Below are 19,958 nucleotides of genomic sequence, written 5' to 3'. Positions count from 1 at the left end.
AAGGGCCGTCGAAGACTACGACGTTGATAGGTGGGGTGTGTAAGCGCTGTGAGGCGTTGAGCTAACCCATACTAATTGCCCGTGAGGCTTGACCATATAACACCCAAGCAATTTGTGCCGAGCCGGTTATCCGGGCTGCCAGATTGCGGTGGTGAAGACGATACAACCGAAAGTTCGTACCATCACAAATATCGCATATCCGAATTCGCTGGGCTGTCCATCTGGACATTCTGGCTACAGAATTTCTTGACGACCATAGAGCATTGGAACCACCTGATCCCATCCCGAACTCAGCAGTGAAACGATGCATCGCCGATGGTAGTGTGGGGTTTCCCCATGTGAGAGTAGGTCATCGTCAAGATTCATTTCGCAAAACCCCTATCTGCGCGAGCAGGTAGGGGTTTTGTCTTTTCCGGGAGCTGATGTTTGCCGGCTTCTGGCGTTGAAACTCCAACGCGAAGTAGCGTGGCTAACGCTCAGTCAATGAGAAATGCTTGCTGTAGACCCATTGGAGGTACGGAGGCTGCTGACAGGTTGCGGCTACCGTCGGGAGAGGCCTGTATGGCCTATTTCAGCGCTTCGCGAACAGGGTCATCCATCCGGAGACAGCGTGGGATGTTTGCGCCGCAGTGGCCGCCTTGGGGGCCGTCCTCCATGCCGAACAGTGCCCGGAGGTGCGTATAGCGATCAAGGAAGATGGCCTGCGAGGAAGGGGATGAAACCCCAGAGACCAAAAAGCCCGCAGTTAGCGGGCTCTAGGGGTGTTGCGTAGACGCTGGTAGTCGTCTATGTAACTGCAGATGGTGCCCCGAGGGAGACTCGAACTCCCACTCCTTTCGAAAACGGATTTTGAATCCGCCGCGTCTACCAATTCCGCCATCAGGGCTTATGACGGCGGAGTATAAAGAGCCGCTTGAATGCGGTCAATCGGCTTTCATGGAGAATTTTCGCTCGTTGGGCTAAACTTTGCGGCCCTGTCGAACCGAACACCATCATGCGCGTCGCCGATTTCTCCTTTGAGCTCCCTGATTTCCTGATCGCTCGCCACCCGCTGGCGGAGCGCCATAGCAGCCGCTTGCTGACCCTTGATGGGCCCAGCGGGGCGCTGGCGCACAAGCAATTCACCGATCTGCTGGACTTTCTTCGCCCTGGCGACTTGATGGTGTTCAACAACACCCGGGTTATTCCAGCGCGTCTGTTCGGCCAGAAAGCCTCCGGCGGCAAGCTGGAGATCCTGGTCGAGCGGGTGCTGGACAGCCATAGGGTCTTGGCCCACGTGCGTTCGAGCAAGGCGCCCAAGCCGGGCACGCACTTGCTGATCGATGGCGGTGGCGAAGCCGAGATGGTAGCGCGGCACGACACGCTGTTCGAGCTGCGCTTCGCCGAAGAGGTGCTGGGCCTGCTGGACAGGGTCGGGCACATGCCGTTGCCGCCTTATATCGATCGCCCAGACGAAGGCGCGGATCGCGAGCGCTATCAGACGGTCTACGCCGAGCGTGCCGGCGCGGTGGCCGCGCCGACCGCGGGGCTGCATTTCGACGAGGAGCTGCTGGAGAAGATCGCAGCCAAGGGCGTCGAACGCGCCTTTGTCACGCTGCATGTGGGTGCGGGTACGTTCCAGCCGGTGCGCGTGGAGCGCATCGAAGATCACCACATGCATAAAGAGTGGCTTGAAGTGGGCCAGGATGTGGTCGATGCCGTGGCGGCTTGCCGTGCCAGAGGCGGGCGGGTGGTCGCGGTGGGCACCACCAGCGTGCGGTCGCTGGAGAGCGCGGCGCGTGATGGCGTGCTGAAGGCGTTCAGCGGGGATACCGATATCTTCATCTTCCCGGGCCGGCCGTTCCATGTGGTCGATGCCCTGGTCACCAACTTCCACCTGCCTGAGTCCACGCTGCTGATGCTGGTCTCGGCCTTCGCCGGTTATCCGCAGACCATGGCCGCCTATGCGGCGGCGGTTGAAAACGGGTACCGCTTCTTCAGTTACGGTGATGCCATGTTCATCACCCGCAATCCGGCGCCGCGTGGCCCCGAGGATCAAGCATGAGTCGCACCTGTCGTATGTCCTTCGAACTGCTGGCTACCGATGGCAAGGCCCGTCGTGGACGGTTGACCTTCCCGCGTGGCGTGGTCGAGACGCCGGCGTTCATGCCGGTCGGCACCTATGGCACGGTCAAGGGCATGCTGCCGCGCGACGTCGAGGCCATCGGTGCGCACATGATCCTGGGCAACACCTTCCACCTGTGGCTGCGTCCAGGCACAGAAGTGATCAAGGCCCACGGCGACCTGCACGATTTCATGCAGTGGAAAGGCCCGATCCTGACCGATTCGGGTGGCTTCCAGGTGTTCAGCCTGGGCGCCATGCGCAAGATCAAGGAGGAGGGCGTGACCTTCGCCTCGCCGGTCGATGGCTCCAAGGTATTCATGGGTCCGGAAGAATCGATGCAGGTCCAGCGTGACCTGGGCTCCGACGTGGTGATGATCTTCGACGAGTGCACGCCGTACCCGGCCGACGAAGACGTCGCGCGGATATCGATGGAGCTGTCGCTACGCTGGGCCCAGCGCTCGAAGAACGCCCACGGTGACAACACCGCGGCGCTGTTCGGCATCGTCCAGGGCGGCATGCACCAGGACCTGCGCATGCGCTCGCTCGAAGGCCTGGACAAGATCGGCTTCGATGGCCTGGCCATTGGCGGACTGTCTGTGGGCGAGCCCAAGCACGAAATGATCAAGGTGCTGGATTATCTGCCTGGCCAGATGCCAGCTGACAAACCTCGTTACCTTATGGGGGTAGGCAAACCCGAAGATCTCGTTGAGGGTGTGCGCCGCGGCGTCGACATGTTCGATTGCGTGATGCCTACGCGCAATGCGCGCAATGGTCATCTGTTCATCGATACCGGCGTGATCAAGATCCGCAACGCGTTCCATCGCCATGATGATTCGCCGCTGGATCCTACCTGCGACTGTTACACCTGCCAGAACTTCTCCCGCGCCTATCTCCATCACCTGGACAAGTGCGGCGAAATGTTGGGCGCCATGTTGAATACGATCCATAACTTGCGTCATTACCAGCTCTTGATGGCTGGTTTGCGCGAGGCTATTCAACAGGGTAAATTGGCCGCCTTTGTCGACGCCTTCTACGCCAAGCGCGGGCTGCCTGTGCCGCCCTTGGACTGATGCAATTTCGCCTACTGCAAGTCAAAACATTGCAACTTAGCAACTGGAGTGCCATATGAGCTTTCTGATTCCCGCCGCGTACGCGGACGCTGCTGCCCCTGCCGCCGGCCCTGCCGGTACCGGCTTCGAGTGGATCTTCCTGGTCGGCTTCCTGGTCATCTTCTACCTGATGATCTGGCGTCCACAGGCCAAGCGCGCCAAAGAGCAGAAAAACCTGCTCAGCAACCTGCAAAAAGGCGACGAAGTTGTCACCAATGGCGGCATCGCCGGCAAGATCGTCAAAGTTGCCGATGATTTCGTGGTCCTCGAAGTTTCCGACACCGTCGAACTGAAGTTCCAGAAGGGCGCCATTGCCGCGACCCTGCCCAAAGGTACGCTCAAGGCCATCTGAGTTACTGATTTCTACCCATCGTCGGGGCGCGCAAGGCGCCCCGCGTCTTGAACGGGCGGCGTGATGCTGAACAAATACCCTCTGTGGAAATACCTGCTGATCCTGGCTGTGCTGGCGATCGGTTTCATTTATTCCGCTCCCAACCTCTACCCTGATGATCCGGCGGTCCAGATCAGCGGTGCCAGCACGGCGCTGCAGGTCAACCAGGCCGATCTCGACCGCGTCAGCAAGGCGCTGACCGATGCCGGCATCCCCGTCAAGGCAGCCAGCCTGGGCGAGCAGGGCAAGGGCGCGCTGGTGCGCCTGGCCAAGCAGGAAGACCAACTGCCAGCCAAGGATGTGGCGCGTAAAGCCCTGGGTGATGATTACGTCGTGGCCCTGAACCTGGCGCCGACAACTCCCGAGTGGCTGCGTAACCTGGGCGCGAGCCCGATGAAGCTGGGCCTGGACCTGTCCGGTGGCGTGCACTTCCTCCTGGAAGTCGACATGGACAAGGCCATGAGCGCGCGCATGAAGGTGTACGAAGGGGAGGTCAAAACCCTGTTGCGCAAGGAGCGTGTCCGCTACCGCAGCCTGCCTCAGCAGGATGGCGGCATCATGCTGGGCTTCTCCGATGACGCGGCCCGCGAACAGGCACGTGCCCTGATCCGCAAGAATTTCAATGATTTCGACCTGACCACCAGTGAGCGCAACGAGCTGGCTGTCCTGCGTCTTGCGATCACTCCGGCCAAGGTCGCGGAAATCCGCGAGTACTCCATCAAGCAGAACCTGACCACCGTGCGTAACCGGGTCAACGAGCTGGGTGTGGCCGAGCCGCTGGTACAGCGTCAGGGCGCCAACCGGATCGTGGTCGAGCTGCCAGGCGTGCAGGACACCGCCGAAGCCAAGCGTATCCTCGGCAAGACCGCCAACCTTGAGTTCCGCTTCGGCGCCGAGCCAGGTGCGTCCAAGGCGACCACCGAGGTGTTCGAGTTCCGTGATGGTGGTCGCTCGGCTCCTGTCGAGCGTGGCCTGATCATCACCGGTGACCAGGTGACCGATGCCCAGGCAGGCTTCGACGAGCACGGCCGCCCGCAGGTGAATATCCGTCTCGATGGCCATGGCGGCGAGCTGATGAGCCGCGCCACGCGCAGCAACGTCGGCCGCAGCATGGCGGTGATCTTCATCGAGCAGAAGCCGGTTACTCGCTACGAGAAGAAGACGGTTGACGGTGTCGAGAAAGACGTCGCCATCCAGACCTTCAAGGAAGAGAAGCAGATCATCAGCCTGGCGACTATCCAGTCGCCGCTGGGCAGCCAGTTCCGGATCACCGGCCTCAACGGCCAGGGTGAGTCCTCCGAACTGGCCCTGCTGCTGCGCGCCGGTGGTCTGGCCGCGCCGATGTACTTCGCTGAAGAGCGCACCATTGGTCCTAGCCTGGGTGCCGACAACATCACGAAGGGTATCGATGCGTCGCTGTGGGGCATGCTGTTCGTCTCGCTGTTCATCATCGCCATCTACCGCGCCTTCGGCGTGATCGCCACTGTCGCCCTGGCGGGCAACATGGTGCTGCTGCTGGCGCTGATGTCGCTGCTGGGTGCGACGCTGACCCTGCCAGGCATTGCCGGTATCGTGCTGACCATGGGCATGGCGGTCGATGCCAACGTGCTGATCTTCTCGCGGATACGTGAGGAAATTGCCTCGGGCATGTCGGTGCAACGCGCCATCCACGAAGGCTTCAACCGTGCCTACACGGCGATCATCGATGCCAACCTGACCAGCCTGCTGGTCGGCGGTATTCTGTTCGCCATGGGTACCGGCCCGGTGAAGGGCTTCGCGGTTACCATGTCCCTCGGGATTTTCACCTCGATGTTCACCGCCGTCATGGTGACCCGCGCTATGGTCAACCTGACCTGTGGTGGGCGTGACATCAAGAAGCTGTGGGTTTAAGGGGCTGCCATGTTACGTACCATCAACTTCATGGGCGTGCGCAATATCGCGTTCGCCGTTACCGTGCTTCTTACCGTGCTGGCGCTGTTCAGCTGGTGGCAGAAGGGCCTGAACATGGGCCTGGATTTCACCGGCGGTACGCTGATCGAGCTCACCTACGAGCGTCCTGCAGACCTGCAGGCCGTGCGTACCGAGCTGACCCAGGCCGGCTTCCACGACGCGGTGGTGCAAAGCTTTGGCGCCACCACCGACCTGCTGGTGCGCATGCCGGGCGATGACCCTCTGCTGGGCAACCGTGTTGCCGAAGCCCTGCAGAAGGCCGGTGGTGACAACCAGGCCGTGGTCAAGCGTGTCGAGTTCGTCGGTCCGCAGGTAGGTGAAGAGCTGCGTGACCAGGGCGGCCTTGGCATGCTCCTGGCGCTGGGCGGCATCCTGATCTACCTGGCCTTCCGCTTCCAGTGGAAGTTCGCGGTCGGTGCGATCGTATCGCTGGTACACGACGTGGTGGTGACCATGGGTATCCTGTCGTTCTTCCAGATTACCTTCGACTTGACGGTGCTGGCGGCGGTACTTGCGATCATCGGTTACTCGCTCAACGACACCATCGTCGTGTTCGACCGGGTTCGCGAGAACTTCCGGGTGATGCGCAAGGCCTCCCTGATCGAGAACATCAACGTCTCGACCACTCAGACCCTGCTGCGCACCATCGCTACCTCGGTATCGACCTTGCTGGCCCTGGCTGCGCTGCTGTTCTTTGGCGGCGACAACCTGTTCGGCTTCTCGCTGGCGCTGTTCATCGGTGTCCTGGCGGGTACCTACTCGTCGATCTATATCGCCAACGTGGTACTTATCTGGCTGAACCTGAACAGTGAAGACCTGATCCCGCCGGTCAAGGCCGAGGGTGTGGACGAGCGTCCATAACGGTTTATCCTGCGCCACAGGGCGATAGAGAAGGGCGCGAGTATTGAACTCGCGCCCTTTTTTTTGCTCCAAGGCTGGGAGAAGCGCGGGCGCGGACCCGCAGACAAGATCAGGAGGTTCACGTGAACAAATCATTGCTGGTAGGTGCTGTGCTGGGTGCTGTCGGTGTGACTGCCGGAGGCGCTGTGGCAACCTACAGCTTGGTGAACAAGGGGCCGGACGTTGCCCAGGTCACCGACGTGCAGCCCATCAAACAGCAGGTCAAGACCCCGCGGGAAGTCTGCAAGGACGTCACCGTTACCCGCCAGGCACCGGTCAAGGACCAGCACCAGATCGCGGGTACCGTGGTGGGAGCGCTGGCTGGCGGCCTGCTGGGGAATCAGGTTGGCGGCGGCACCGGCAAGAAGATCGCTACGGTGGCGGGCGCGGTCGGTGGTGGTTATGCCGGCAACAAGGTGCAGGAAGGCATGCAGCAGCGTGATACCTACACCACCACGCAGACCCGCTGCAATACGGTCAATGACCTGAGCGAGAAGGTCGTTGGCTACAACGTTACCTATTCGATCGGTGACAAGGTCGGCAAGGTCAAGATGGACCGTGAGCCGGGCCAGACCATTCCGCTGGATGAAAACGGCAAGCTGGTGCTAAGCCAGGCCCAGTGATTCCCGCCCATGAAAAAAGCACCCTAGGGTGCTTTTTTTTCATGCGCGGCTCAATTAACGCTTGAGGCTTTCCGGCAGGTGCGGCTGGATGGCAGTCAACACGGCCTTGAAGCACTTGATGTTGCCCGCAACGATGTGGCCTTTATCGAGGAAATCGTGACCACCGGTGAAGTCGCTCACCAGGCCGCCCGCTTCCTGGATCAGCAGCACGCCTGCCGCCATGTCCCATTCCGACAGACCCGATTCCCAGAAGGCATCGAAACGGCCAGCGGCAACGTAGGCCAGGTCGAGGCTGGCGGCCCCGGCGCGGCGGATGCCGGCGGTCTGGCCAGTCAGGGCGCGGAACATGCCCAGGTAGTTGTCCAGCTCGGCCATCTGGCTGTCGCGGAACGGGAAGCCGGTACCCAGCAGGGCGCCTTCGAGGCTGGTACGCGAGCTGACGCGCAGGCGGCGGCCATTGAGCTGGGCGCCACGGCCACGGCTGGCGGTGAATTCTTCCTGGCGAACCGGGTCGAGGATCACGGCATGCTCGATGCGGCCGCGGTATTTGCAGGCGATGCTGACCGCGAAGTGCGGGATGCCACGCAGGAAGTTGGTGGTGCCGTCCAGTGGGTCGATGATCCACAGGTAGTCCTTGCCCTCTTCACCGGAGCCTGCATGCATGCCGGTTTCTTCACCCTGGATCGAGTGGTTCGGGTAGGCCTTGCGCAGCGCCTTGACGATGACCTCTTCGGCCGCGCGGTCGACCTCGGAGACGTAGTCCTTGGCCTCTTTTTCGTCCACCTTGATGCTATCCAGGCGTTCGATTGAGCGGAAAATCAGTTCACTGGCGCTGCGGGCGGCGCGCAGCGCGATATTCAGCATGGGCTGCATGGACGTTTCACCTGGGTCGTTAAAGAAAGCCGCACATTCTAGCAGAATTATCCGCGCGCAGAAGTGTGTCATTTGCTTTCGTGGTGTTACGCTGGTCGCTTCTGTAAGATTCAGTCCCCCATTTCTGTCTCTGCGAGCACTTCACCTTGCTGCAAAATATTCGTGTTGTTCTGGTCAATACCAGCCACCCCGGCAATATCGGCGGCGCTGCGCGTGCCATGAAAAACATGGGCTTGACGCGCCTGGTGCTGGTAGAACCGCAGGACTTTCCCTCGCACGAGGCCAGCGCCCGTGCCTCTGGCGCCGACGACATCCTGGCCGCTGCCAAGGTCGTCGGATCGCTCGAAGATGCGCTCGTTGGCTGCAACCTGGTGCTGGGCACCAGCGCCCGTGAGCGCAGCCTGCCCTGGCCGCTGATCGACCCGCGCGAGTGCGGCACCAAGGCCGTCGAGCACGCCACGCAAGGCGAGGAAATTGCCCTGGTTTTCGGCCGCGAACACGCAGGCCTGACCAACGATGAGTTGCAACGATGTCATTTCCACGTGCATATCCCGTCGAATCCTGACTTCAGCTCCCTGAACCTGGGTGCGGCGGTTCAGGTGCTCGCCTATGAAGTGCGCATGGCCTGGCTGGGCGCCGCTGGCGAGCAGGCGGAGGGTGACAAGCCCCAGGCCGCCTCCCCAGGCCTCAGCGAGCTGGTCACCATGGACGAGATGGAGCTGTTCTATGGCCATCTGGAAAAGACCCTCGTGGACATCGGCTTCCTCGATCCGGAGAAACCGCGTCAACTGATGCCGCGCCTGCGCCGGCTGTATGGGCGCAGTGGGGTCGATCGTTCGGAAATGAGCATTTTGCGCGGCATCCTCACCGAGACCCAGAAAGTGGTCCGGGGCGAGCCGCATAAGCGGAAGGACCAATAGATGTTCGAGCGTCTGCGTGAAGATATCCAGAGTGTGTTCCATCGTGATCCAGCGGCGCGCAATGCCTTCGAGGTCCTGACCTGCTATCCGGGCATGCATGCGATCTGGTTGCACCGTGCCGCCCGCGCCCTGTGGCTGCGCGATCTCAAGTGGCTGGCGCGCCTGGTGTCCAATTTCGGACGCTGGATGACCGGTATCGAGATTCATCCGGGAGCCAAGGTGGGTCGACGGTTTTTCATCGACCACGGCATGGGTATCGTGATTGGCGAAACCGCCGAGATCGGTGACGACGTGACCCTCTACCAGGGCGTGACGCTGGGCGGCACCAGCTGGAACAAGGGCAAGCGGCACCCAACGCTGGAGGACGGCGTGGTGGTGGGGGCGGGCGCCAAGGTGCTCGGTCCGTTCACGGTCGGGGCAGGGGCCAAGATCGGCTCCAATGCGGTAGTGACCAAGGCGGTGCCGGCCGGTGCTACCGCGGTCGGTATTCCCGGTCGCATCATCGTCAAGTCCGAGGACAACGAAGTCGAGGCCAAGCGCAAGGCCATGGCCGAGAAGATCGGCTTCGATGCCTATGGCGTCAGCGGTGACATGCCCGACCCGGTCGCCCGTGCCATTGGCCAGTTGCTTGACCATCTGCAGGCAGTGGACGGGCGCCTCGAGGACATGTGCGGCGAGCTGACCAAGCTGGGCAGCAGCTACTGCGCCAAGGACCTGCCGGCATTGCGCGAAGAGGACTTCGCCGAGGTCAAGGCAGCGGCCAAGAGTGACTCCCAGTCGCATTGACAGGCTGATGCCCACGCAGGGCGTGTGCTAACGCGCCCTTTCTTGCTATCATGCCGCCCGCCTCCGCATCGCAATTCCGACTAAAGCAGTAGGTCTTATAGTTGACTTAAATGCTCGGGAATTGCATACTTGCACACATTCTGTAACTCCCGTGGTAACGACTAGCCATGCGACTGACTACTAAAGGCCGATACGCCGTGACCGCAATGCTCGACCTGGCATTGCACGCGCAGCATGGGCCTGTGTCTTTGGCCGATATTTCCGAGCGCCAGGGCATATCCCTCTCATATCTGGAGCAGCTGTTCGCCAAGCTGCGCCGCGGCAGCCTGGTTTCCAGTGTTCGCGGCCCAGGCGGCGGTTATCAGCTGTCCCGTGGCATGGAGACCATCCAGGTTGCCCAGGTTATCGACGCGGTCAATGAATCGGTCGATGCCACCCGTTGCCAGGGCCTGGGAGACTGCCATGCCGGTGACACCTGCCTGACCCACCACCTGTGGTGCGACCTCAGCCAGCAGATCCATGAATTCCTCAGCGGCATCAGCCTGGCCGACCTTGTTACCCGTCGAGAGGTGCAAGAAGTTGCCCAGCGCCAGGACCTGCGACGTGTCGCGGGCCGCCCTGCCCATTTGGACAAGATTGAGACGTCCGCCGTCGAATGACCGTTACGACGAGCGGCGCGACCGCCTGATAGGAGATATTCAATGAAGTTGCCGATCTACCTCGATTACTCCGCGACCACTCCGGTCGACCCACGCGTCGCTCAGAAAATGTGCGAATGCCTAACGGTCGACGGAAACTTCGGTAACCCGGCCTCGCGCTCCCACGTCTTTGGCTGGAAAGCCGAAGAGGCGGTCGAGAACGCCCGTCGCCAGGTGGCCGAACTGATCGGCGCCGACCCGCGCGAGATCGTCTGGACCAGCGGTGCGACCGAGTCCGACAACCTCGCCATCAAGGGCGTCGCGCACTTCTATCACACCAAGGGCAAGCACATCATCACCTCCAAGATCGAGCACAAGGCGGTCCTGGACACCTGCCGCCAGCTCGAACGCGAGGGTTTCGAAATCACCTACCTCGAGCCCGGTGACGACGGTATCGTTACTCCGGCGATGGTCGAGGCGGCCCTGCGCGACGAAACCATTCTGGTATCGCTCATGCACGTCAACAACGAAGTCGGCTCCATCAACGACATCGGCGCGATCGGTGAACTGACCCGTTCGCGTGGCGTGCTGTTCCACGTTGATGCCGCCCAGTCCGCGGGCAAGGTCGAGATCGACCTGTCCAAGCTCAAGGTCGACCTGATGTCGTTCTCGGCGCACAAGGTCTACGGCCCTAAAGGTATCGGCGCGCTGTACGTCAGCCGCAAGCCTCGCGTACGCCTCGAAGCCGCCATGCACGGCGGCGGTCACGAGCGCGGCATGCGGTCGGGTACGTTGCCGACCCATCAGATCGTCGGCATGGGCGAAGCCTTTGCTGTCGCCAAGGAGCAGATGGCCAGCGAGAACGTGCGCATCAAGGCCCTGAGCGACCGTTTCTTCAAGCAGGTTTCCGAGCTCGAAGAGCTGTATGTCAATGGCAGCCAGGTTGCCCGCGTACCGCACAACCTGAACCTGAGCTTCAACTACGTCGAAGGCGAGTCGCTGCTCATGGCGCTCAAGGACATCGCGGTATCGTCCGGTTCGGCCTGCACCTCGGCCTCGCTTGAGCCTTCCTACGTGCTGCGCGCCCTGGGCCGCAACGACGAGTTGGCACACAGTTCGATCCGCTTCACCTTCGGCCGCTTCACCACCGAAGAAGAAGTCGACTATGCCGCGCAGAAAGTCTGCGAGGCCGTTTCCAAGCTGCGCGAGTTGTCGCCGCTGTGGGACATGTACAAAGACGGCGTCGATATCTCCAAGATCGAGTGGGCCGCCCACTAAGCCAGTCGCCGGAAAGAGCGGCTCTCTGATGAGGAAGGAATAGCACCATGGCATACAGTGAAAAGGTCATCGACCACTACGAAAACCCGCGCAACGTCGGCAAGATGAATGCCGAGGACCCGGATGTCGGGACCGGCATGGTCGGCGCGCCAGCCTGCGGCGACGTCATGCGCCTGCAGATCAAGGTCAACGAGCAGGGCGTCATCGAAGACGCCAAGTTCAAGACCTACGGCTGCGGTTCGGCCATTGCCTCCAGCTCCCTCGCCACCGAGTGGATGAAAGGCAAGACCCTGGACGAAGCCGAAACCATCAAGAACACCCAGCTGGCCGAGGAACTCGCCCTGCCTCCGGTGAAAATCCACTGCTCGGTACTCGCCGAGGACGCCATCAAGGCGGCCGTACGCGATTACAAGCAGAAGAAAGGTTTGCTCTAAGTCGCCTGTTGCAGGTAAGGAGTCTCGATGGCTATCAGCATGACAGAAGCCGCCGCCAACCATGTGCGGCGGTCCCTCGAAGGGCGCGGCAAAGGTCTTGGCATCCGCCTTGGCGTGCGTACCACCGGTTGCTCGGGCCTGGCCTATGTGCTGGAGTTCGTCGATGAGCCAGGTGCCGAGGACCAGGTCTTCGAAAGCCATGGCGAGCGGGTGATCATCGATCCCAAGAGCCTGGCCTACCTGGACGGCACCGAGCTCGACTTCGTCAAGGAAGGGTTGAACGAAGGCTTCAAGTTCAACAACCCCAACGTGCGCGGTGAGTGTGGCTGCGGCGAAAGCTTCAACGTCTGAGGCGCCGCGTGGGAACTCCTTGTCATTTCGCCCTGTTCGACCTGCAACCGGGCTTCAGCCTGGACCTCGATAAACTCGCCGTTCGCTATCGCGAGCTGGCCCGTGAGGTTCATCCGGACCGCTTCGCCGACGCCTCCGAGCGCGAGCAGCGCCTGGCGCTGGAACAGTCCGCTGCGCTCAACGAGGCCTACCAGACCCTGCGCAGCGCGCCTCGCCGCGCCCGCTACCTGTTGGCCATCAGTGGCCACGAAGTGCCCCAGGAAATCACGGTTCATGACCCTGACTTCCTGATGCAGCAGATGCAACTGCGCGAAGAGCTCGAAGACCTGCACGACAGTGCCGACCTGGACGGGGTGGGCGTTTTCAAGAAGCATCTCAAAGGTGCCCAGCAAGCGCTCAATGACGACTTCGCCGCCTGTTGGGACGACCCAGCGCAGCGCGAGCAGGCCGAACGCCTGATGCGCCGCATGCAGTTTCTCGACAAGCTTGCCCAGGAAGTGCGTCAGCTCGAAGAGCGCCTCGACGATTAACCCGGCGTTACCCGTGATGACGCCTAAGGTATTCAAATAAGCATGGCCCTACTGCAGATCGCCGAACCCGGTCAAAGTCCTCAGCCGCACCAGCGCCGCCTGGCGGTGGGGATTGACCTCGGTACCACCAATTCGCTGGTCGCTGCCATTCGCAGCGGTGTCAGCGAGCCCCTGCCTGACGCACAAGGCAACGTCATCCTGCCGTCCGCCGTGCGCTACCTCGATGAGCGCATCGAGGTTGGCCAGGCGGCGCGCGATGCCGCCGCGAGCGACCCGTTGAACTCCATTCTCTCGGTCAAGCGCCTGATGGGCCGAGGCCTGGCGGACGTCAAGCAACTGGGTGAGCAATTGCCTTACCGCTTTGTCGGTGGCGAGTCGCACATGCCGTTCATCGATACCGTGCAGGGCGCCAAGAGTCCGGTCGAAGTCTCTGCCGATATCCTCAAGGTGCTGCGCCAGCGTGCCGAGGAAACCCTCGGTGGTGAGCTGGTCGGGGCGGTGATCACCGTGCCGGCCTATTTCGACGACGCCCAGCGTCAGGCCACCAAGGACGCCGCGCGCCTGGCCGGCCTGAACGTGCTGCGCCTGCTCAACGAGCCGACCGCGGCTGCCGTGGCCTATGGCCTGGACCAGAATGCCGAAGGCCTGGTGGCCATCTATGACCTGGGTGGCGGGACCTTCGACATTTCCATCCTGCGGCTGACCGCAGGCGTCTTCGAAGTACTGGCCACCGGTGGCGACAGCGCCTTGGGCGGCGATGATTTCGACCATGCCATCGCTGGCTGGATCATCGAGCAGGCGGGGCTGTCCGCCGATCTCGATCCATCCACCCAGCGGCTGCTGCTCCAGACCTCGTGCGCAGCCAAGGAAGCCCTGACCGACGCCGATGTGGTCAGCGTGGCCCATGGCGCCTGGCAGGGCGAGCTGACCCGCGCCGCCTTCGAAGCGTTGATCGAGCCGCTGCTGTCCCGCAGCCTCAAGGCCTGCCGCCGCGCTGTGCGCGACAGCGGCGTAGAGATCGAAGAAGTTGCCGCCGTGGTCATGGTTGGCGGCTCGACCCGTGTGCCACGGGTGCGCGAAGCGGTTGGCAGCTTGTTCGGCCGCACGCCACTTACCGAAATCGACCCCGACCAGGTCGTCGCCATTGGCGCCGCGGTGCAGGCCGATACCCTGGCCGGCAACCGCCGCGATGGCGGCGAACTGCTGTTGCTCGACGTGATCCCGCTGTCGCTTGGCCTGGAAACCATGGGCGGGCTGATGGAAAAGGTGATTCCGCGCAACACCACCATCCCCGTCGCCCGTGCCCAGGAATTCACCACCTACAAAGATGGCCAGTCGGCCATGATGATCCATGTCCTGCAGGGCGAGCGCGAGCTGGTCAGCGACTGCCGGTCGCTTGCGCGCTTCGAGCTGCGCGGTATTCCGGCCATGGTTGCCGGTTCGGCCAAGATCCGCGTCACCTTCCAGGTCGATGCCGATGGCCTGCTCAGCGTAGCGGCCCGCGAAATCGGTTCGGGCGTGGAGTCGAGCATCCAGGTCAAGCCATCCTATGGCCTGACGGACGGCGAGATCACCCGCATGCTCAAGGATTCGTTCGAGCATGCGAACAACGACAAGCAGGCCCGGCAGCTGCGTGAGCATCAGGTCGATGCCGAGCGCCTGCTCGAAGCGGTGCAGGGTGCCCTCGAAGCGGATGGCGAGCGCTTGCTCGACGCCGACGAGCGCCTGGCCATCGAGCACCAGATGCAAGAACTGCGTGATTTGCTCACCGGCACCGATGGCCACGCCATCGAGCAGCAGACCAAGCGTCTGTCGCAGGTGACCGATGCCTTTGCTGCCCGACGCCTTGATTCGACGGTCAAAGCCGCACTGGCCGGGCGCAACCTGAATGAGATCGAGGAGTAACCGATGCCCCTGGTGATTTTCCTGCCCCACGAGAAATTCTGCCCGGATGGGCTGACCCTGGAGGTAGCGCCCGGTACCAATATCCTGGAGCTGGCCCACGAGCACCACATCGAGATGGAAAGCGCTTGCGGCGGCGTGTGCGCCTGCACCACCTGCCACTGTGTAGTGCGCAAGGGCTTTGACTCGCTCGATGAAGCCGACGAGCTCGAGGAAGACATGCTGGACAAGGCCTGGGGCCTTGAAGCGCAGTCGCGCCTCGCGTGCCAGGTGATCGTCGGTGACGACGACCTGACCATCGAGATTCCGAAGTATTCGCTCAACCACGCTGCCGAAGCGCCGCACTGACTCTGGAGCCTGGCATGAGCCTGAAATGGGTTGATGTACTTGAGATCGCCATCCAGCTTGCGGAAAGCAAGCCGGAAGTCGATCCTCGTTATGTAAATTTCGTCGATCTGCACCGCTGGGTGCTGGCCTTGCCAGAATTCAGCGACGATCCGTCACGCGGCGGTGAGAAGGTGCTAGAGGCCATCCAGGCGGCCTGGATCGAAGAAGCCGACTGAGCGTGTCCTGCAGGTTAGGCAATCCCCTGGAACCCGCGTATAATTCGCGGGTTTAATTTTTCGCAATACTCAATTTCTGGAGTTTTCCATGGCTGTTCAACGTACTTTCTCCATCATCAAGCCAGACGCCGTTGCCAAGAACGTGATCGGCAAGATCACCAGCCGCTTCGAAGAAGCTGGCCTGCGCATCGTTGCCTCGAAAATCAAGCAGCTGTCCAAGGCCGAAGCCGAAGGCTTCTACGCTGAGCACGCAGAGCGTGGTTTCTTCGGTGACCTGGTTGCCTTCATGACTTCCGGTCCGGTCGTTGTCCAGGTTCTGGAAGGCGAAAACGCCATCGCACTGAACCGCGAACTGATGGGCGCCACCAACCCTAAAGAAGCTGCCGCCGGCACCATCCGCGCCGACTTCGCCGAGTCGATCGACGCCAACGCCGTTCACGGTTCGGACTCCGAAGCCGCCGCTGCCCGCGAAATCGCTTACTTCTTCGCTGCTACCGAGGTAACCACTCGCTAAGCGAAAGCTTACGAGTGAAGGTGAATCCATGACGACATCGACTGGTAAAACTAACCTGCTGGGGCTGACCCAGCCGGATATGGAAAAATTCTTCGACTCGATCGGGGAGAAACGCTTCCGTGCCGGTCAAGTGATGAAATGGATTCACCACTTTGGCGTCGATGATTTCGACGCCATGACCAACGTCGGCAAGGCCCTGCGCGAAAAGCTCAAGGCGGTTGCCGAGGTTCGCGGTCCGGAAGTGGTCAGCGAGGACATTTCCAGCGATGGTACCCGTAAATGGGTGGTTCGCGTGGAGTCCGGCAGCTGCGTCGAGACCGTATACATTCCCCAGGGCAAGCGTGGCACCTTGTGTGTCTCGTCACAGGCCGGTTGCGCCCTGGACTGCAGTTTCTGCTCCACCGGCAAGCAAGGATTCAACAGCAACCTCACCGCCGCCGAAGTAATCGGCCAGGTGTGGATTGCCAACAAGTCGTTCGGCTCCGTGCCGGCCACCGCCGACCGCGCCATCACCAACGTGGTGATGATGGGCATGGGCGAGCCGCTGCTGAACTTCGACAATGTCATCGCCGCCATGCGCCTGATGATGGACGACCTCGGCTACGGTATCTCCAAGCGCCGCGTGACGCTGTCCACCTCCGGCGTCGTCCCGATGATCGACGAGCTGGCCAAGCACGTCGACGTCGCCCTGGCGCTGTCGCTGCACGCGCCCAATGACGCGCTGCGCAACCAACTGGTGCCGATCAACAAGAAGTACCCGCTCAAGGTGCTGCTCGAGTCGTGCATGCGCTACATGTCGACCCTGGGCGATAAACGTCACTTGACCATCGAGTACACCCTGCTCAAGGACATCAACGACCAGATGGTCCACGCGGAAGAAATGGCCGTGCTGCTCAAGGACGTGCCCTGCAAGATCAACCTGATCCCGTTCAACCCGTTCCCGCACTCGGGCTATGAGCGGCCGAGCAACAACGCTATCCGGCGCTTCCAGGACTACCTGCATCACGCCGGCTTCAACGTGACGGTGCGCACTACCCGGGGCGAGGACATCGACGCGGCCTGCGGCCAGCTGGTCGGACAGGTCATGGACCGCACTCGCCGCAGCGAGCGCTACATTGCCGTACGCCAGGTCAATGCCGACGGCGACGTGCAAGACAGCTCCGCGGGCAACTGACGGGAGCCCTGCCCATGACCCCGCGCGCCGCGCTGTCGATCCTGTCGCTTTCGCTGCTGGCCGGCTGCGTGTCCAGCGGCGGCTCCGATCCGTTGGCCAGCCGTCAGGGCCGCGAGGCGGCAGGGCAGGCGTACGTGCAGTTGGGCATGGGTTATTTGCAACAAGGTTTGACCGAGCAGGCCAAGGCGCCTCTGTTGCGCGCCCTGGCCCTCGACCCGCGTGACGCCGACGCGCATGGTGCGCTGGCCCTGGTGTTCCAGGTGCAGGATGAGCCACCGCTCGCCGAAGAGCATTACCGCAAGGCGCTTGCCGAGCGGCCCGGTGACACGCGGTTACGCAACAATTACGGCAGTTTCCTATATGCTCAGGGACAATACCGCGAGGCCAAACAGATGTTTCGCCAAGCCGCTGTCGATACCCTGTATCCTGAGCGCTCGCGAGTCTTCGAGAACCTCGGCCTCACCGCCTTGAAACTCGACCGCCGCGACCAGGCGCGAACGCACCTGGAAAAGGCCTTGAACCTCGACCCGCGGCAACCCCGCGCGTTGCTTGAAATGGCTGAGTTATCCTTCGAAGACAGGCATTATGTGCCGGCCCGGGAATTTCATGATCGCTTCAGCCAGCTGAGTGAGCAAAGCGCCCGTACCCTGTTGCTGGGCAGCCGCCTGGCAAGAGTCTTCGACCAAGGCGACACCCTGGCCGGGCTGGGCCTGCAATTACAACGACTTTATCCCGGTACGCCGGAATATCAGCAATACCTGTCGGAGCAACGATGAAAGCCGCGCACCCAGAAGTAGCAGCAGCGACTCGCCAGAATCCCGGTGAGGTCTTGCGCCAGGCCCGCGAAAGCCGGGACTGGTCGCAAGCCGAGGTGGCGCGCAAGCTCAACCTGACCGTGAGTTCCCTGGACAACCTGGAAACCGGTGCCTTCGACAAGCTGCCTGGGCACACCTTCGCCCGTGGCTACATCCGTGCCTACGCCAAGCTGATGGGCATGGACCAGGCGCCGCTGGTCCAGGCATTCGACCAGTACACCGGTACACACGCTCAGGGCAGCGAAGTGCATGCCCTGGGGCGGATCGAGGAGCCCGTGCGCCTGTCGCACAATATCCTGCGCGGGGTCAGCCTGCTGTTGCTGCTGATGGTCATCGGCGGCGGCTTCTTCTGGTGGCAAGACCAGGGCAGCATGCGTGGCAAGGACCTGTCGCGTATTGCCATGGAGCATGTGGAGGTCGAAAGCGCCGACGGCACCACGCAGATCCACCCCCTCGACGAGCCTGAGGACCAGGCCGTGAGCGCTGCACAGCAGCCACCAGGCGCGCCTTTGCCGCTCGATCAGGGCCAGCCTGAGGCGCCGTCGGTATCGGCCAGCGCTCCCGCCGCCGATGCCACGACATCCGCCGTGCCGCCAGTGACCAGCACCGCGCCTGCCCAGGTTCCGGCTCAGGCTGCAGCGCCAACCGCGCCTGCGGCCGCCACGCCGGCACCCGCCGCTCCGGCCGCAGCCGCTACCCAGGCCCCCGTGGCCGCTGCCGTCCAGCCAGGTGCTCCAGCGCAAGCGGGCGACGGCAAAGTGCATATCCAGTTTGTCGCCGATTGCTGGACCTCGGTCACCGATGGCAACGGCAAGGTGCTGTTCAGCGCCATCAAGCGCAAGGGCGACAGCCTGGACGTGACCGGCAAGCCGCCGTTCGCGGTGCGCCTGGGCTTCGCCCGGGGCGCACAGGTCAGCTACAACGGCCAGGCCGTCGACATTTCCCCGTTTACCAGCGGCCAGACCGCTCGCCTGAAGTTGGGACAGTAATTCATGCACGGTGAATCTCCGATCAAACGCCGCGAATCCCGCAAGATCTGGGTCGGCAATGTACCCGTCGGTGGGGATGCCCCCATCGCGGTACAGAGCATGACCAACACCGACACCAACGACGTTGCCGCGACCGTGGCGCAGATCAATCGTCTGGTCGATGCCGGTGTCGACATCGTTCGCGTCTCGGTGCCCGACATGGACGCCGCCGAGGCCTTCGGCCGTATCAAGCAACTGGTCAGCGTGCCGCTGGTTGCCGACATCCACTTCGACTACCGCATCGCCCTGCGCGTGGCCGAGCTTGGTGTCGACTGCCTGCGCATCAACCCTGGCAACATTGGCCGCGAGGACCGGGTCCGCGCGGTGGTCGACGCTGCCCGTGACCGTGGTATTCCGATCCGCATCGGCGTCAACGCCGGTTCCCTGGAAAAAGACCTCCAGAAAAAGTATGGAGAACCGACCCCAGCCGCGCTGGTCGAGTCGGCTCTGCGTCATGTCGAGCACCTTGATCGCCTGGACTTCCAGGATTTCAAGGTCAGTGTCAAGGCTTCCGATGTGTTCATGGCTGTCGAAGCCTACCGTCTGCTCGCCAGGCAGATCGTCCAGCCGCTTCACCTGGGTATCACCGAAGCCGGTGGCCTGCGTTCGGGAACGGTGAAATCCGCGGTCGGCCTCGGTATGCTGCTGGCCGATGGCATCGGCGATACCATCCGTATTTCGCTGGCCGCCGATCCGGTCGAGGAAGTCAAAGTCGGCTACGACATCCTCACGTCCCTGCGTCTGCGTTCGCGTGGCATCAACTTCATCGCCTGCCCGAGCTGCTCGCGGCAGAATTTCGATGTGGTCAAGACCATGAACGAGCTCGAAGGGCGTCTCGAAGACCTGCTGGTACCGATGGACGTGGCCGTGATCGGCTGCGTGGTCAATGGTCCGGGAGAAGCCAAGGAGGCCCATGTGGGCCTTACCGGTGGCACGCCGAACCTGATCTACATCGACGGCAAGCCTGCGCAGAAGCTGACCAATGACAACCTGGTCGAAGAGCTCGAAAGGCTGATTCGCCAGAAAGCGGCCGAGAAGGCCGAAGCCGACGCGGCACTGATCGCCCGTGGCTGAC

At 62.2% G+C, this 19,958-nt stretch carries 22 protein-coding genes, 1 tRNA gene and 2 rRNA genes; 23 read left to right on the top strand and 2 right to left on the bottom strand.

Annotated features, from left to right (window positions below; genetic code table 11):
* Both AC0ZZU_RS21445 and rrf read left to right on the top strand, forming a co-directional pair.
* Window positions 1-96, top strand: a 23S ribosomal RNA gene (locus AC0ZZU_RS21445); the annotation flags it as partial.
* A 149-nt stretch (window positions 97-245) separates the two neighbouring features.
* Window positions 246-361: ribosomal RNA gene (gene rrf, locus AC0ZZU_RS21440) — 5S ribosomal RNA — on the top strand.
* 440 nt (window positions 362-801) lie between these two features.
* On the opposite strand, the gene AC0ZZU_RS21435 is transcribed toward rrf, so the two are convergent.
* Window positions 802-886 (bottom strand) — tRNA-Leu (locus AC0ZZU_RS21435).
* A 108-nt stretch (window positions 887-994) separates the two neighbouring features.
* Between AC0ZZU_RS21435 and queA the strand changes: the two genes are divergently transcribed.
* The 6 genes from queA to AC0ZZU_RS21405 all read left to right on the top strand — a co-directional run bounded on the left by queA (window position 995) and on the right by AC0ZZU_RS21405 (window position 7,077).
* Complete coding sequence (queA, locus tag AC0ZZU_RS21430; RefSeq protein WP_476343281.1) at window positions 995-2,044, top strand: tRNA preQ1(34) S-adenosylmethionine ribosyltransferase-isomerase QueA; 1,050 nt, start codon at window positions 995-997, stop codon at window positions 2,042-2,044.
* 14 nt (window positions 2,045-2,058) lie between these two features.
* Entirely contained in the window at window positions 2,059-3,174 is a 1,116-nt protein-coding gene (gene tgt / locus AC0ZZU_RS21425; protein ID WP_476343290.1) for a tRNA guanosine(34) transglycosylase Tgt, read from the top strand.
* A gap of 55 nt (window positions 3,175-3,229) precedes the next feature.
* Entirely contained in the window at window positions 3,230-3,565 is a 336-nt protein-coding gene (gene yajC, locus AC0ZZU_RS21420; RefSeq protein ID WP_158459626.1) for a preprotein translocase subunit YajC, read from the top strand.
* A gap of 63 nt (window positions 3,566-3,628) precedes the next feature.
* Window positions 3,629-5,494 carry a protein translocase subunit SecD gene (secD, locus tag AC0ZZU_RS21415; RefSeq protein WP_476343280.1) on the top strand — a complete coding sequence of 622 codons (1,866 nt, stop codon included), beginning with the start codon at window positions 3,629-3,631 and terminating at the stop codon, window positions 5,492-5,494.
* Between the two features lie 9 nt (window positions 5,495-5,503).
* Window positions 5,504-6,415: a protein translocase subunit SecF gene (gene secF / locus AC0ZZU_RS21410; protein ID WP_476343279.1), complete on the top strand. Its 912-nt coding sequence runs from the start codon at window positions 5,504-5,506 to the stop codon at window positions 6,413-6,415.
* A 122-nt stretch (window positions 6,416-6,537) separates the two neighbouring features.
* Window positions 6,538-7,077 (top strand): glycine zipper 2TM domain-containing protein, encoded by a 540-nt coding sequence (locus AC0ZZU_RS21405; RefSeq protein WP_158459629.1) that lies wholly within the window; start codon window positions 6,538-6,540, stop codon window positions 7,075-7,077.
* A gap of 54 nt (window positions 7,078-7,131) precedes the next feature.
* Here AC0ZZU_RS21405 and suhB read toward each other — a convergent pair whose 3' ends face one another.
* Window positions 7,132-7,950, bottom strand: coding sequence for a type III secretion system regulator SuhB (gene suhB / locus AC0ZZU_RS21400; protein WP_476343278.1), 819 nt, complete (start codon window positions 7,948-7,950; stop codon window positions 7,132-7,134).
* Window positions 7,951-8,096: 146 nt separating this feature from the next.
* Here suhB and trmJ point away from each other — a divergent pair, with 146 nt between their 5' ends.
* From trmJ to ispG, 15 genes are all read left to right on the top strand, one after another.
* Window positions 8,097-8,870, top strand: coding sequence for a tRNA (cytosine(32)/uridine(32)-2'-O)-methyltransferase TrmJ (gene trmJ, locus AC0ZZU_RS21395; protein ID WP_476343277.1), 774 nt, complete (start codon window positions 8,097-8,099; stop codon window positions 8,868-8,870).
* Window positions 8,871-9,656 (top strand): serine O-acetyltransferase, encoded by a 786-nt coding sequence (gene cysE, locus AC0ZZU_RS21390; protein WP_476343276.1) that lies wholly within the window; start codon window positions 8,871-8,873, stop codon window positions 9,654-9,656.
* Window positions 9,657-9,823: 167 nt separating this feature from the next.
* The gene (iscR, locus tag AC0ZZU_RS21385) at window positions 9,824-10,315 is read left to right on the top strand and encodes a Fe-S cluster assembly transcriptional regulator IscR (protein WP_476343275.1); all 492 of its coding nucleotides are present in this window, start codon (window positions 9,824-9,826) and stop codon (window positions 10,313-10,315) included.
* A gap of 42 nt (window positions 10,316-10,357) precedes the next feature.
* The gene (locus AC0ZZU_RS21380; protein ID WP_476343274.1) at window positions 10,358-11,572 is read left to right on the top strand and encodes an IscS subfamily cysteine desulfurase; all 1,215 of its coding nucleotides are present in this window, start codon (window positions 10,358-10,360) and stop codon (window positions 11,570-11,572) included.
* Window positions 11,573-11,619: 47 nt separating this feature from the next.
* A complete protein-coding gene (gene iscU, locus AC0ZZU_RS21375) occupies window positions 11,620-12,006 on the top strand; it encodes a Fe-S cluster assembly scaffold IscU (RefSeq protein WP_002552476.1) in 387 nt (128 codons plus the stop codon).
* Between the two features lie 27 nt (window positions 12,007-12,033).
* Window positions 12,034-12,357, top strand: a complete 324-nt coding sequence (gene iscA, locus AC0ZZU_RS21370) for an iron-sulfur cluster assembly protein IscA (protein WP_324121815.1) — start codon at window positions 12,034-12,036, stop codon at window positions 12,355-12,357.
* Between the two features lie 8 nt (window positions 12,358-12,365).
* Window positions 12,366-12,887 carry a co-chaperone HscB gene (hscB, locus tag AC0ZZU_RS21365; protein WP_158459636.1) on the top strand — a complete coding sequence of 174 codons (522 nt, stop codon included), beginning with the start codon at window positions 12,366-12,368 and terminating at the stop codon, window positions 12,885-12,887.
* A gap of 42 nt (window positions 12,888-12,929) precedes the next feature.
* Window positions 12,930-14,792 (top strand): Fe-S protein assembly chaperone HscA, encoded by a 1,863-nt coding sequence (hscA, locus tag AC0ZZU_RS21360; RefSeq protein WP_476343273.1) that lies wholly within the window; start codon window positions 12,930-12,932, stop codon window positions 14,790-14,792.
* Window positions 14,793-14,795: 3 nt separating this feature from the next.
* Window positions 14,796-15,137, top strand: coding sequence for an ISC system 2Fe-2S type ferredoxin (gene fdx / locus AC0ZZU_RS21355; RefSeq protein ID WP_476343272.1), 342 nt, complete (start codon window positions 14,796-14,798; stop codon window positions 15,135-15,137).
* A 14-nt stretch (window positions 15,138-15,151) separates the two neighbouring features.
* A complete protein-coding gene (gene iscX / locus AC0ZZU_RS21350; RefSeq protein WP_136916531.1) occupies window positions 15,152-15,352 on the top strand; it encodes a Fe-S cluster assembly protein IscX in 201 nt (66 codons plus the stop codon).
* Window positions 15,353-15,440: 88 nt separating this feature from the next.
* Window positions 15,441-15,866: a nucleoside-diphosphate kinase gene (ndk, locus tag AC0ZZU_RS21345; RefSeq protein ID WP_158459639.1), complete on the top strand. Its 426-nt coding sequence runs from the start codon at window positions 15,441-15,443 to the stop codon at window positions 15,864-15,866.
* Window positions 15,867-15,894: 28 nt separating this feature from the next.
* The gene (gene rlmN, locus AC0ZZU_RS21340; RefSeq protein ID WP_476343271.1) at window positions 15,895-17,040 is read left to right on the top strand and encodes a dual-specificity RNA methyltransferase RlmN; all 1,146 of its coding nucleotides are present in this window, start codon (window positions 15,895-15,897) and stop codon (window positions 17,038-17,040) included.
* Window positions 17,041-17,054: 14 nt separating this feature from the next.
* Entirely contained in the window at window positions 17,055-17,816 is a 762-nt protein-coding gene (pilW, locus tag AC0ZZU_RS21335; RefSeq protein ID WP_476343270.1) for a type IV pilus biogenesis/stability protein PilW, read from the top strand.
* The gene (locus AC0ZZU_RS21330; protein ID WP_476343269.1) at window positions 17,813-18,844 is read left to right on the top strand and encodes a RodZ domain-containing protein; all 1,032 of its coding nucleotides are present in this window, start codon (window positions 17,813-17,815) and stop codon (window positions 18,842-18,844) included. Before pilW ends, AC0ZZU_RS21330 begins: the two co-directional genes overlap by 4 nt.
* A gap of 3 nt (window positions 18,845-18,847) precedes the next feature.
* Entirely contained in the window at window positions 18,848-19,957 is a 1,110-nt protein-coding gene (gene ispG, locus AC0ZZU_RS21325; protein ID WP_476343268.1) for a flavodoxin-dependent (E)-4-hydroxy-3-methylbut-2-enyl-diphosphate synthase, read from the top strand.
* Window position 19,958: the final 1 nt, after the last annotated feature.

This window comes from Pseudomonas sp. JE3303 (assembly GCF_056312565.1).
The sequence above is the reverse complement of the archived record's forward strand: the minus strand, read 5'-3'. Positions and strand labels throughout refer to the sequence as shown.